Source organism: Curtobacterium sp. Csp1 (assembly GCF_013347185.1).
Genome location: NZ_CP054594.1, coordinates 3,081,643 through 3,093,934 on the forward strand (window position 1 = coordinate 3,081,643; position 12,292 = coordinate 3,093,934).

General features: G+C 72.1%; 10 protein-coding genes, 1 rRNA gene and 1 other annotated feature. Of the genes, 6 read left to right on the forward strand and 5 right to left on the reverse strand.

Annotation, left to right across the window (positions count from 1 at the left end):
* The first annotated feature begins 57 nt into the window (after positions 1-57).
* Positions 58-325: a sequence feature (23S ribosomal RNA rRNA prediction is too short), on the forward strand.
* 150 nt (positions 326-475) lie between these two features.
* A 5S ribosomal RNA gene (gene rrf / locus HUN58_RS14870) occupies positions 476-592 on the forward strand.
* A gap of 123 nt (positions 593-715) precedes the next feature.
* Here rrf and HUN58_RS14875 read toward each other — a convergent pair.
* From HUN58_RS14875 to HUN58_RS14895, 5 genes are all read right to left on the reverse strand, one after another.
* Positions 716-1,339: a response regulator transcription factor gene (locus HUN58_RS14875; RefSeq protein ID WP_180225069.1), complete on the reverse strand. Its 624-nt coding sequence runs from the start codon at positions 1,337-1,339 to the stop codon at positions 716-718.
* Positions 1,336-2,547 carry a sensor histidine kinase gene (locus HUN58_RS14880; protein ID WP_180225070.1) on the reverse strand — a complete coding sequence of 404 codons (1,212 nt, stop codon included), beginning with the start codon at positions 2,545-2,547 and terminating at the stop codon, positions 1,336-1,338. Before HUN58_RS14880 ends, HUN58_RS14875 begins: the two co-directional genes overlap by 4 nt.
* 52 nt (positions 2,548-2,599) lie before the next feature.
* Positions 2,600-3,466 carry an ABC transporter permease gene (locus HUN58_RS14885; protein WP_180225071.1) on the reverse strand — a complete coding sequence of 289 codons (867 nt, stop codon included), beginning with the start codon at positions 3,464-3,466 and terminating at the stop codon, positions 2,600-2,602.
* Complete coding sequence (locus tag HUN58_RS14890) at positions 3,463-4,308, reverse strand: ABC transporter ATP-binding protein (protein WP_180225072.1); 846 nt, start codon at positions 4,306-4,308, stop codon at positions 3,463-3,465. Before HUN58_RS14890 ends, HUN58_RS14885 begins: the two co-directional genes overlap by 4 nt.
* Before the next feature lie 150 nt (positions 4,309-4,458).
* Positions 4,459-6,879, reverse strand: a complete 2,421-nt coding sequence (locus HUN58_RS14895) for an excinuclease ABC subunit UvrA (RefSeq protein WP_180225073.1) — start codon at positions 6,877-6,879, stop codon at positions 4,459-4,461.
* A gap of 165 nt (positions 6,880-7,044) precedes the next feature.
* On the opposite strand from HUN58_RS14895, the gene HUN58_RS14900 reads away from it, so the two are divergent.
* The 5 genes from HUN58_RS14900 to HUN58_RS14920 all read left to right on the forward strand — a co-directional run bounded on the left by HUN58_RS14900 (position 7,045) and on the right by HUN58_RS14920 (position 12,052).
* Positions 7,045-7,905: a hypothetical protein gene (locus tag HUN58_RS14900; RefSeq protein ID WP_180225074.1), complete on the forward strand. Its 861-nt coding sequence runs from the start codon at positions 7,045-7,047 to the stop codon at positions 7,903-7,905.
* A 101-nt stretch (positions 7,906-8,006) separates the two neighbouring features.
* The gene (locus HUN58_RS14905; protein ID WP_180225075.1) at positions 8,007-8,936 is read left to right on the forward strand and encodes an NADP-dependent oxidoreductase; all 930 of its coding nucleotides are present in this window, start codon (positions 8,007-8,009) and stop codon (positions 8,934-8,936) included.
* Between the two features lie 172 nt (positions 8,937-9,108).
* On the forward strand, positions 9,109-9,480 hold the full coding sequence (locus HUN58_RS14910) for a lactococcin 972 family bacteriocin (protein WP_180225076.1): 372 nt from the start codon (positions 9,109-9,111) through the stop codon (positions 9,478-9,480).
* Positions 9,477-11,396, forward strand: coding sequence for a hypothetical protein (locus HUN58_RS14915; RefSeq protein ID WP_180225077.1), 1,920 nt, complete (start codon positions 9,477-9,479; stop codon positions 11,394-11,396). The genes HUN58_RS14910 and HUN58_RS14915 overlap by 4 nt, the downstream gene beginning before the upstream one ends.
* The gene (locus tag HUN58_RS14920; RefSeq protein ID WP_217488538.1) at positions 11,393-12,052 is read left to right on the forward strand and encodes an ABC transporter ATP-binding protein; all 660 of its coding nucleotides are present in this window, start codon (positions 11,393-11,395) and stop codon (positions 12,050-12,052) included. Before HUN58_RS14915 ends, HUN58_RS14920 begins: the two co-directional genes overlap by 4 nt.
* Positions 12,053-12,292: the final 240 nt, after the last annotated feature.

The window sequence follows — 12,292 nt, forward strand, 5'->3', positions numbered from 1 at the left end:
GGTACGCGAGCTGGGTTTAGAACGTCGTGAGACAGTTCGGTCCCTATCCGCTGCGCGCGTTGGAAATTTGAGAAGATCTATCCCTAGTACGAGAGGACCGGGATGGACGAACCTCTGGTGTGTCAGTTGTTCTGCCAAGGGCACCGCTGATTAGCTACGTTCGGACCGGATAACCGCTGAAAGCATCTAAGCGGGAAGCCGTCTTCGAGATGAGATTTCCATGCACCTTGAGTGTGAGAGGCTCCCAGCAGACTACTGGGTTGATAGGCCGGATGTGGAAGCGGGGACTAACGACCCGTGGAGCTGACCGGTACTAATAAGCCGAAGACTTGACAACACACTTTTTACCCACACCATTCGTGGTGTGGGGCTCGCGTCCACTTTGTGGTTCCCGACAGACGATCGGGAACATGAAACTGAACACCGCGCATGCGCGGGACAGCTTTCTTGATCCGATGGGTCAAGTCGAAGATGTTCCGGTGGTCATAGCGAGAGGGAAACGCCCGGTCACATTCCGAACCCGGAAGCTAAGCCTCTCAGCGCCGATGGTACTGCAAGGGGGACCTTGTGGGAGAGTAGGACGCCGCCGGACTCAACGTTGGTAACACCAGGGAACCCCTGACCATGACTGGTCAGGGGTTTCCTGCGTTTCCGGGCCGTTCATCGGGCGAGCTGGTGGCCTGTGTGGTGGCTCCGGTGGTCGGCGCCGTGGCGGTCAGAGCAGCCCGAGCTCCATCGCTCGGGTCACGGCACGTGTCCGGTCGTTCACGCCGAGCTTCTCGAACACGTGCCCGAGGTGCGTCTTCACCGTCGTTTCGCTGAGGAACAGTGCCCGGCCGATCGCTGGGTTCGAGTGGCCCTGCGCGACGAGCTGAAGGACCTCGTGCTCGCGGGGGGAGAGGGCCGGTCCGGTCGGGCCCTTCGTGGTGGCTCGGCGCACGAGGGCCGCGGCGGCGGACGGCGCGAGGGCGGTCTCCCCGCGGGCGGTGGCGCGCAGGCCCGCGAGGATCTCGGACTCCGGGGCTGCCTTGAGCAGGTAGCCGGCGGCTCCCGCCTCGATCGCGGCGAGGATCTGGCGGTCGGACTCGTAGGTGGTCAGGATGAGCACGCGGATCCTGGGCTCGCGAGCGAGGATGCGCGCGGTGGCCTGATCGCCGTCGATGCCGGGCATCCGCAGGTCCATGAGGACGACGTCCGGCCGCTCCGCGAGTGCGAGGCTGACCGCGGTCTCGCCATCGCTGGCCTGCCCGACCACCTGCACGTCGTCGGCGTCCTGCAGCAGGGCGACGATGCCCGCGCGGACGATGGGGTGGTCGTCCGCGACGAGGACCCGGATCACGCGGGCACCGGCGGGGACACGGCGCCGGCCTGGGCAGGTGCGGAGGCGCCGGTCGTGACGAGCTGGAGCGGCAGGGCGGCTTCGACCACGGTGCCGGAGCCGGGTGCGGACCTGACCGTGCAGGTGCCTCCGGCGAGGGCGAGCCGATCGCGCAGGCCTGGGAGCCCGCGACCGGCGGCGGCACGGGCCGGCTCGAAGCCCATTCCGTCGTCGACGACCCTCAGCGTGACGCGATCGGCATCCGTGCGGAGGCGCATCTGCACCGACTGCGCTCGGGCATGTGCGCGGACGTTCGCCAGCGCCTCTTGTCCGACGCGGAGCAGCACGACCTGCGCGTCGCGGTCCAGCGCGGAGTCGGGTGCGTCGACGACGACGGGGATGCCGGTCTCGCGGTGGAACCGTTCGCCGAGTCGGTGCAGTGCGGCACCGAGGCCGTCTCCGGCGACCCCCGCAGCACCGGCAGCGACGAGGGTGCGGGATCCCTCGAGCGCCGTCCGGGCGGAGTCCTCGAGCACGGCGAGCCGTTCGTCGAGTCGGTCCGTGCGGTGGGCAGCGAGGTCGCCGCGGGCGCGCTCGGTCAGCATGACGATCCCCGCCAGGTCCTGGGCAACGGTGTCGTGGAGCTCCCTCGCGAGGCGTTCGCGTTCGCTCGTGATGCCGGCCGTCCGGTGTGCCTCGGCGAGGGACGCCTGGGTGGCCTGCAGTTGTTCGAGGAGCACCCGGCGTTCGTCGGACAGCTGGGCGATCCGCGTGATCCACAGTCCGAGTGCGCAGGCACCGGCGACGCTGACGCTCTCGATGAGGAGCGTCGACACCACGGCGCCCGGTCCCGAGGCGATCTGCAGCCCTGTGCCCGAGGCGACCCCGATGACGACCGACACCGCGACCGAGGTGCGGACGCGGTCGAGCTGGCACCAGGCGACCGGGAACAGGATGCACTGCACGAAAGCGGTGCTCGGGACGACCGCCGGAAGCACGAGGGCCGCCACGACGAGCACCGGCACGAAGCAGACGGCCGCTCGGGATCGGGCGTACCCGCGCCATCCGTACGCGGCGTACGTCAGGGCGAGGACCCCGAGCATCGCGAACGCCGGCCAGCGGCTCGACCACGGGGACCAGCCGAGGGCGGCGATGACCGTCACGAGCGCGACGGTCACACCGAAGGCGACGTGGAGGCCCAGGTCGGCGTGCGCGCTGGTGCGGTCCATGTCGACAGCATCCCACTGGTTGCCGTCGCGCTCGGGGTTCTCCACGGGCACGTCAGGCGTCCCGTCGGTTCCACCGGAACGTCAGCAGGCACACGACGGCGCCGAGGACGAGCCACGCTGTCATGACGGCGGTACCGATTCCGAGGTGCCAGGCGCCCCCGGGTTCGGCGGACGCGAAGCCCTCGGGGAGGAACACCGACCGCATGCCCGAAGCCATCCAGCGGAGGGGGAAGACCCCGGCGACGGTCTGCAACCAGTCGGGGAGCTGCGTGAAGGGGAGGTACACGCCGGAGATGAACTGCAGGACCAGGACGATCGGGACGATGGTCGCCGTGGCGCGTCGGCCCTCGCGGGGGAGCGCCGAGATCGCGATGCCCAGGACGCAGCTCGTGGCGACGCCGAGCAGCATGATCCCGGCGAAGCGGGCCCACGCGCCGCCGTCGGTGGGCAGCTGCACGCCGAAGACGACCGCGGCGATGCCGAGCAGCAGGGCGACCTGGGCGACGACGGTCACCAGCACCATGCCGACCTTCCCGACGAAGTACGCGAGCACGGGCAGCGGGGTGCCACCGAGGCGCTTCAGGGTGCCGTCGCTCCGCTCGCCGGCGATGTCCACGCCGAGCGACTGGGTGCCGGAGAGCAGGAAGGCGGTCGCGACGAGACCGGGCAGGTAGTAGGTCGCGTAGTCGACGCTGACGCCCGGGCCGGCCTGGATGTCCGGGGCGCTGTCGAACGCGACGGAGAACAACGTCAGCATGATGATCGGGAACAGGAAGGTGAAGAACACGGAGTCGGGGGCACGGAAGTAGGAACGGACCTCGTACCCGATGCGGACCGCGCCTGTTCGGACCGGGCCGATGCGGGCCGGGCCACTGCGCCCCGGTTCGACGCGGACCGGGCCGGGCGTCGCGGCGTTCATGCTGCGTGCTCCGCGATCATGGCGAGGTAGACGTCCTCGAGTGCGGGGCGGACGACCTCCAGGTCGTGCATCGGCTCGGTCGAGCCGCGTACCAGTGCGACCGGGTCCGCGGTCCGTCGCTCGTGCTGCGCGCCGTCGTCGTCCCGCCACCGGACGACCGGGATGCGGGCCGCGGCGCCACCGATCTCGTCGATCGGGGCAAGGTCGATCAGCCTGCCGTCGGCGATCACCGCCGCGCGGTCGGCCAGGTGTGCGGCCTCGTCGAGGTAGTGGGTGGTGAGCAGGATCGTCGTACCCTCGTTGGCGACCTGCTCGATGAGCTGCCAGAACTGCCGGCGAGCCTCGGGGTCGAAGCCGGTCGTCGGTTCGTCGAGGAACAGCACCTCGGGGCGGCCGATGATCCCCAGGGCCACGTCGACCCGCCGACGCTGCCCACCGGACAGCTTGCTGACACGGGTGTTGCGCTGCTCGTGGAGCCCGGTGACCGCGAGGAGTTCCTCGACCGGACGGCTCCGCGGGTACAGGTGCCGGAAGTGCGCGAGCTGCTCGGCGACGGTGACGTTCGGGGACTCGCCGCTCGTCTGCAGGACCATGCCGACGCGGGCGTTGTGGTTGCGGCTCGCGCGGGCCGGGTCGTGGCCGAGGACCCGGACGGAACCGCCCGACCGGGACCGGTACCCCTCGAGGATCTCGACGGTCGTGGACTTGCCCGCGCCGTTCGGGCCGAGCAAGGCGAAGGTCTCGCCGCGGTCGATCGTGAACGAGACGTCGGTGACGGCGCGCTTGCCGTTCGGGTACTGCTTCGAGAGGTGCTCGACCTCGATGGCGGGGCTGCTGGGCATGACCCCAGCCTCCTCGCCGGATGGCCGCACCGGATCGGAGGGCCGGGCGGAACGGCATCCTCCGATCGGAGGATGCCGCTACGGACCGACGGACCGACTGGAGGCGCGTGGCGGGCCCGCCCCGTGCCTCCAGGCCGGTGCCGGGCCCCGTCAGGAACCGAGCGCCGCCTGCAGGAAGGGCGCCGTCCGGCTGTCCGGCGCTGCCGCGACCACGGCCGGTGTGCCGGCCGCGACCACCCGGCCGCCCTCGTCCCCGCCGGACGGGCCCATGTCGATGACGTGGTCCGCCTGCGCGACGACCGACATGGTGTGCTCGACCACCACGACGGTGTTGCCCGCGTCGGTGAGCCGTGCGAGCTGGGCGGTGAGCAGCTCGACATCCGCCGGGTGCAGGCCGGTCGTCGGCTCGTCGAGCAGGTAGAGCGTGTGACCGGAGCGGGCGCGCTGGAGTTCGGTGGCGAGCTTGATGCGCTGCGCCTCGCCGCCGGAGAGCTCCGGCGCGGGCTGCCCCAGGCGCAGGTACCCGAGTCCGACACTGCGGAGGGCGTCGAGCGCACGTGACGCGGCGGGCAGGTCGTCGAGCGCGGCGGCGGCCTCGTCGACGGTCATGCCGAGGACGTCGGCGATCGACGCACCGTTCCGGTGGACCTCGAGCGTCTCGGCGTTGTACCGGGAGCCGTGGCACTCGGGGCACGGCGCCCAGCTGCCCGGCAGGAACAGGAGTTCGACGGAGACAGAGCCCTCGCCCTGGCAGACCTCGCACCGGCCACCCTCGACGTTGAACGAGAAGCGGCCGGCGGACCAGCCGCGCTGCCGGGCGTCGTCCGTGGCGGCGAAGGCCTGGCGGACGGCGTCGAACATCCCCGTGTAGGTGGCGAGGTTCGAGCGGGGCGTGCGACCGATCGGCTTCTGGTCGACCTCGACCACGCGGCTGACGATCGGGTGCGCCGTCGCGACGGCGGGCAGGACGCCGCCGACGAGCGAGGACTTGCCCGAGCCGGACACCCCGGTGACCGCGGTCATGACCCCGAGGGGCAGGTCGACGACGAGGTGGTCCAGGTTGTGCAGCGAGACGTCCCGGAGCTCGAGGATGCCGACGGGCGTGCGCTGCTCGTGCGCCGGGACCGCCCGACCCGGCTGCAGGAACCGCCGGGTGACGCTCTCCGACACCTCGGCGAGGCCCTCGGGCGGACCGCTGTACAGGACGCAGCCGCCGCCGGAGCCTGCGCCGGGGCCGACGTCGACGATCCAGTCGGCCTGACGGACGATGTCCATGTCGTGTTCGACCACGAAGACGCTGTTGCCGCTCGCGCGGAGGTCCTCGAGCACCCGGACCAGGGGCTCGGCGTCCGCCGGGTGCAGGCCGGCGCTCGGCTCGTCGAGGACGTACACGACCCCGAACAAGCCCGAGCGGAGCTGAGTAGCGATGCGGAGGCGCTGCATCTCACCGGGGGAGAGCGTCGGCGTTGCCCGGTCGAGCCCGAGGTAGCCGAGCCCGAGTCCGGTGAGGACCTCGACACGGGACAGCAGGTCCGCGGCGATCGACTTCGCCACCTCGGACCGCTCGCCGGACGTAACCCGGCTCTGCGCGGGCGCGGGGTCCGTCAGCGTCGCCGCCGGCCGGAGGACCTCGGCGACCTCGGTGAGCGGCAGCGCGTTGAACCGGGCGATCGACAGTCCGCCGAACGTCACCGCGAGCGCCGCGCGGGTGAGCCCGGAGCCGCCGCAGAGCTGGCACGGGCCGGACTCGACGAAGCGCATCGCCTTGTTCCGCTGGGCCTCGCTCTGCGAGTCCGCGAGCGTGTGGAGCGTGTACTGCCGGGCGCTCCAGAAGCGCCCCTTGTAGGGCTTCGCGACCCGGTCGCGCTTCGGGTGGACCTGCACGACGGGCTGCTCCTCGGTGAACAGCAGCCAGTCGCGGTCCGCCTGCGGCAGGTCCCGCCACGGCCGGTCGATGTCGTAGCCGAGCACCGCCGTGACGTCACGGAGGTTCTTGCCCTGCCACGCGCCGGGCCATGCGGTGATCGCGCCGTCTCGGATGCTCAGCGAGGGGTCGTGCACGGCGGAGGCCTCGGTCACCTCGTGCGCCGTCCCGAGCCCGTGGCAGCGCGGGCACGCCCCGGTCGCGGTGTTCGGCGAGAACGAGTCCGAGTACAGCTGCTCGGCGCCCTCGGGGTAGGTGCCGGCGCGCGAGTAGAGCATGCGGACGGAGTTGCTCAGGGTCGTCAGCGTGCCCACCGTCGAGCGGGTGCTCGGGGCACCACGACGCTGCTGCAGGGCGACGGCCGGCGGCAGGCCCGTGATCGAGTCGACGTGCGGGGTGCTGCCCTGCGCGATGAGCCGGCGGGCGTACGGGGCGACGGACTCCAGGAAGCGGCGCTGCGCCTCGGCGAAGACGGTGCCGAACGCCAGACTCGACTTGCCGGAGCCGGACACGCCCGTGAAGGCGACGATCCGGTCTCGGGGGATGTCCACGTCGACGTCGCGGAGGTTGTGCTCGCGGGCGCCGCGGACGCGGATGCACCCGTCGGACGACGACGGCTGGTCGGCTGGGTGGTGCGGGGCGGGCATTCATTCGAGCGTAGGCGGAACCGTCGAGCGCCGTTCCGGATCGCAGGTTCGGGCCCCGGTGGGTCGGCTGCGGTGGTGACCGGGAGCCGGACGGGAGGCACGGGGCGGGCTGACACCGTGCCTCCCGTCCGGCGGTCGGTACGGTGGGCGTGGGGAAGGGGAGGCATGACGGGGGACGATGACGAGGCGCGGGGCGGCAGCGCCCCGGCCGGCGAGGGCCGCGCGAGCGCCGGTGGGTGGATCGCGGGCAGCATCGTCGCGTTGTTCGTCGGCTGGTGGGTGGCCCTGGCCTCCGTCCTGTCCACTGCCGGGCCGTGGTCGGACCGGTGGTCCGACGGCGGCATGCTGCTCGCCTACCTGGTCGCGGCGGCGCTCGGCTTCGGCGTGCCGCTCTCGGGCTTCCTCCGGCTACGCAGGGAGCAGCGTGACGGCCGGTCGGCGCGTGTCGTCGGTCCGGCCGTGTGCCTGCTCCTGACGGCCTTGGGCGGGGTGACGCTGTTGCCGCTGCCGTTCGTCCAGGGGGTGCGCATGGCCGCCGACGCTGCCGAGCGTGCGCGGCCGCCGACGGACCAGGAGACGGCGCGCACCGTGGCGCAGGCGCGGGAGGAGCTTCGGTCCCTCGGCGACCGGGTCGTCGCGGCCATGGGGCGGGACAGTTCGTCGCCGCCGGCCGAGGTCGAGACGGACACCTGCCGACTGGACAACCGCGGCGCGGGCACGATGGTCCGCTACTCCTGGTTCGTCGGGGACGGAGCGCCGACGGATCCCGCGACGGCGGCGACCGGTCCGCAGGTGCCGTCGCCGTCCGCGACGGTGCCGGACGCCGAGGGTGCCCGGATGAGCGAGCTGGCGGTCCGCCTGCTGCAGGACGAGGGCTACGAGCTGACCCAGCGGTTCGACGGCGGCGGTGGACACCTGGCCGCGCCGGGCGACTGGCACGGCCGGGCGACGATCGGACAGCGCGCCGAGGACGTGCTGCTCGAGAGCGGGTGCCTGGTCGACCCGGACGCCGTCGACGAGGACTGACCCGCAGCGACGCCGCGCGGGCCGCTCGGCGTCGGCCGCGGGTGTTCGCTCCTGCAACGTCCGCTGAGTCCCCGTCGTGGACGGCGGGTAGACCGGAGGACATGCAGGTCGTCGGAGTCGAAACGTTCGGAGGGCCCGAAGCCCTCGCCGTCCACGAGGTCCCGGAGCCGCACGCCGGCCCCGGTACCGTCGGCATCCGGGTGCAGGCGTTCGCCGTGAACCCCACTGACACGGGGGTGCGCGAGGGGCAGCGGGAGACCGACACCGCGCCGCCGTACGTGCCCGGGATGGACGCCGCCGGGGTGGTCGACGAGGTCGGTCCCGACGTGGACGGCTGGCAGGTGGGCGACCAGGTCATGGCGATGGCCCTCCCACTGTCCGAGCACGGCGGTGCCTACGTCGAGCAGCTCGTCGCCCCAGTTGGCTCCTTCACGCGCATCCCGGCCGGTACCTCGATCGAGGAGGCCGCGACCGTGCCGATGAACGGCCTGACCGCGCTCCAGATCCTCGCGCGTGCCGCACTGTCGCCGGGGGACACCCTCGCGGTGACCGGCGCCGCTGGGCTGCTCGGGAACTACGTCGTCCAGCTCGCGAAGCAGCGGGGGATCACCGTCATCGCCGATGCCGCACCGAAGGACGAGGAGCTCGTCCGCTCGCTCGGCCCCGACCACGTCGTGCCGCGGGGCGGCGGGTTCGCCGCAGCCGTCCGTGCGATCGTGCCGGACGGGGCCGATGCGCTCGCCGATGCCGCGGTCCAGCGTGAGGAGGTCGTCGACGCGGTCCGCGACGGCGGGGTGTTCGCGGACGTCCGGGGCTGGGAGGGCAACGGCGCTCGCGGCATCCGGTTCGAACGGATCATGGTGTTCTCGGAGTACACGTCGTTCGACCTGCTCGAGGAGCTCCGGCAGGCGGTGGAGGACGGGGTGCTGACGCCGCGGGTCGCGGAGGTGCTGCCCGCTGCGCGGGCGGGGGAGGCGCACGAGCGCCTCGCCGCCGGCGGGACCCGGGGGCGGTTCGTGCTCACCTGGTGAGTGGCGGTCGCCCGGGCGACCAGCAAGCGGACGGGAGGCACGGTGCCAGCTGGCACGGTGCCTCCCGTCCGTGATCCGACATCTGTGATATCTGGAACTTCCGATACCTGATCCTGGCTGCTATCTTCGCCGGACGGCCCGCGCCGCGGGTCCTGACGGAGGGGAACGACAGATGCGGAAGACGACCATGGCCATCGCCGTGCTGGCGGGTACGGCAGCGCTGTGCGCGCTCGGGGTGACGAGCGCGACGGCGGACGGACGGCCGGGAACGGTCGAACAGACCACGGGAGGGAGCGCGTCCGCCGACCGGGCGCAGCAGGCGAGGAACGGTACCGAGTTCGTCGGTGGCGGGACGTGGACCTACGGAGTGTGGGACGGCCAGGTGCACTCGGTCTTCAACACGGCCCGGTCCACGCACCGGGCATCGGTGAGGTCGAGCAACGTCCTCGTCCGGTCGGCGTGGATGCCGCCGACGAAGGTGGCGTACGCACACCGGCCGAAGGCGATCTCCGGCAACCAGGCGTTCTGGGACACCCGCGGATGAGGAACGTCGCGGCCGCCACCGTCCTCGCGGTGGTGGCCGCACTGCTCCTCGCGGCTGCCCTCGCCGTGAGCACCGCGCGCGAGGTGGCCACGCTCGGTCTGCTCGTCGGTCGCACGACCGTCGCGGTGACGGCCCTGCCCGTCGACTCGCCGAAGGTCGAGCGGATCCGCACGATCACCGGTGCCGCCGCCGACGCGGACGTCTCGGTGTCCCTGGTCGTCCCGGATCGGCACGGCGACCAGGATCGATGGCGGGCGTTCACCTTCCGCGGGACGCCGCAGGCACAGGGACTCGGAACGGAGCTCGTCGTCACACCCATCGGCCACGGTGCCGACCTCGACCTGCAGGGCACACTCGCGATCGACGGAGACGGCCGCTCGGTCGACGACTTCCTCGCGCAGCTCCGCACGGCCGGGTACGACGTGGCGGACACGACGCCTGACCCCCGCTCCGCACTCCTGTTCGCGCTGTCCGAACCCGCGACCGGTGCGCTCGCGACGGCAGCGGCGCTCGGTCTCGTGATCGCGCTCGTCGCCGAAGCCGGACGACGGACCCCCAGACAGGTACTCCGCCTGCGATCGGGATGGACAGGTGCTCGTGTCGCGTGGACCGAGGCCGGGGAGATCGGTCGGATCGTCGTCCCGGTGGTGTCGGCTTCGGTGCTGGTGGTGACCGCAATCGTGCTGTGGTCCGGTTCCGGCGCGGCTGCGCGGAGCTTCGCGGTCACCGCCGCCGGTGCCTGGTCGATGGTGACCGGGATCGCCATCCTCGCTGTCCACGTCGTGTGCGCTCTCGTCACGATCCGGACCGGACGCCGCGGAGTTCGTCCGTCATGGGCTCCGGTCGTGGTCGGTGTGGCCGCGAGTGCCCTCGTCGCGACGGTCGTCGTGGACGTCCACGCGGTCGTGCAGGGCCGAGCGGCGGCGCAGGCACTCGAACGCACACTCGTCGCGGAGTCACAGCACGGGGACGACGTCGTCCTCGGACTCGGGCCGACCGCCCTCACGCAGGACGTCCAACTCGGGAGGATCGGCCTCCAGCAGCTGGAGCAAGGGACGGCGAGCATGGCCCAGTCGTCCTTCATGGACCGCTTCACGCTCGTGGGCGACGCGACCGCGACGCTCCCCGCGGTGCTCGACGGGACGCCCGCTCCGCACGATCAACCGGTCCTGCTCATCCCGGACGCCCTCGCGGCGGTGGCGGACCAGGCCGTGGAGTCGGCTGCAGCGGACCTCGCCGTCGGGTGGCAGGTGGAGGAACGGACGCCCCCACGGCAGGTCGAGATCGTGCTCCGACGAGTGCCGTCCACCGCCGTCGTCACCGAGGCCGTCCTCGACTGGACGAACGGCATCGAGCCGGCGCTGCCGTCGTGGCCGGAGATCCCGGTGCTCGTCGTGCCGGATCCGAGTGACATCGCACCCAACCAGATCGGTACCGCGGTGGCGAACGGAGAGGTCCGGTTCGCCGACCGTGCGGCGCTCGACCGAGCGCTCACGGATGCCGGGCTCACCGATGCCGTGCTGCAGGTCAACCGCGTCGGAGTGGGCGTCGAACGACAGATCAGCGCGGTGCGGGCAGAGCGCGCGACGCAGACCACGGCGGCGTCCGTCGCCGGACTCGCGATCGTGCTCGCCGGCGTGGTCTTGGTGGGGGAGCACCGGACACGGACGCAGCGCTCCGCTCGCGTCCGGTTCCTGGTCGGACGGCACCCGTTCGTGCAGCACCGAGCGTTCACCGCGATCACGTCAACGGTCGTCGCGGTCGTCGCCGGGATGGCTGAGCTCGCCGTCGACGGCTCCGCGGCACGGGCGATCGGCGTCGCGTCGGTCGGCGCCGTCGTCGTGGGGACGCTCCTCGCGACGATCATGGGTGCCGGTGCCCTGCGTCGAGCAGATCGATGGAGGAAGACGTGGTGAGTGGGAGACCGCCGCTCGAGGCGCACGCGCTCGGGTTCGACATCGGGCCGAGGACGCTCTGGGACGGCCTGTCGCTGACGGTCGACGCGGGCTCGACCCTGTCCGTCCGAGGTGCTTCTGGTGAGGGCAAGAGCACGCTGCTCCGCTGTCTCGGTGGGCTGGAGCGCCCGCAGCGAGGCGCCGTGCGCCTGCTCGGGATCGACGTCCATCGCTGCTCCGCTCGCGAAGGCCGGATCCTCCGTCGAGACGTCGTCGGCTTCGTCGTCCAGGACCACGCGGTGGTCCCGCAGTGGACGGTCGAGCAGAACCTGCGCGTCGTCCGGTTGCCGGGCCTTTCGCGGGCGGCGGTCGGGCACCGGATCGACGAGGCGCTCGACGTCGTCGGACTCGACGGACGCGGGCGCACGCGTGCCGGCCTGCTCAGCGGCGGCGAACAGCAGCGGGTCGCAGTGGCTCGCGTGCTCGTGCAGCAGCCGGAGCTCGTGCTCGCTGACGAACCGACCGCGTCACTCGACCGGACGAGCGCGGCGCGGGTGTGTGGCGCATTCGAGCGGATGCGGTCCGGAGGGGCTGCGATCGTCGTCGCCACGCACGATCCGGACCTGATCGACTGGACGGACGCCGGTCTCGACCTGGGACGCGGAACCCGGACGTGAGCGCCGACGGTCGGCCAGCGCGCACGGTCGTGTGCAGGCTCGTGCGCAGCCCCTTGGTCGCCGTCGCCGTGACGATCCCCCTGATCGTCACGGGTTCGGCCTTCGCGACCGCAACCGGGGACACTCCCTGTCACGTCGTCGGTGCGGTCGTCAGCGGGCTCGCGAGCGCGGGCGGTGGCTGCTGGGTCGGCACGACGATCCGGCTCTGTCGGCGCGGTCGCCGACACGGGTAGCCCCGCA

What these genes read in the sequence shown, in the direction of transcription:
- HUN58_RS14885 (WP_180225071.1), bottom strand. Translation starts at nt 3,466, where the DNA reads ATGAACGCCGCGACGCCCGGCCCGGTCCGCGTCGAACCGGGGCGCAGT.
- HUN58_RS14905 (WP_180225075.1), top strand. Translation starts at nt 8,007, where the DNA reads ATGCAGGTCGTCGGAGTCGAAACGTTCGGAGGGCCCGAAGCCCTCGCC.
- HUN58_RS14890 (WP_180225072.1), bottom strand. Translation starts at nt 4,308, where the DNA reads ATGCCCAGCAGCCCCGCCATCGAGGTCGAGCACCTCTCGAAGCAGTAC.
- HUN58_RS14915 (WP_180225077.1), top strand. Translation starts at nt 9,477, where the DNA reads ATGAGGAACGTCGCGGCCGCCACCGTCCTCGCGGTGGTGGCCGCACTG.
- HUN58_RS14910 (WP_180225076.1), top strand. Translation starts at nt 9,109, where the DNA reads ATGCGGAAGACGACCATGGCCATCGCCGTGCTGGCGGGTACGGCAGCG.
- HUN58_RS14880 (WP_180225070.1), bottom strand. Translation starts at nt 2,547, where the DNA reads ATGGACCGCACCAGCGCGCACGCCGACCTGGGCCTCCACGTCGCCTTC.
- HUN58_RS14900 (WP_180225074.1), top strand. Translation starts at nt 7,045, where the DNA reads ATGACGGGGGACGATGACGAGGCGCGGGGCGGCAGCGCCCCGGCCGGC.
- HUN58_RS14895 (WP_180225073.1), bottom strand. Translation starts at nt 6,879, where the DNA reads ATGCCCGCCCCGCACCACCCAGCCGACCAGCCGTCGTCGTCCGACGGG.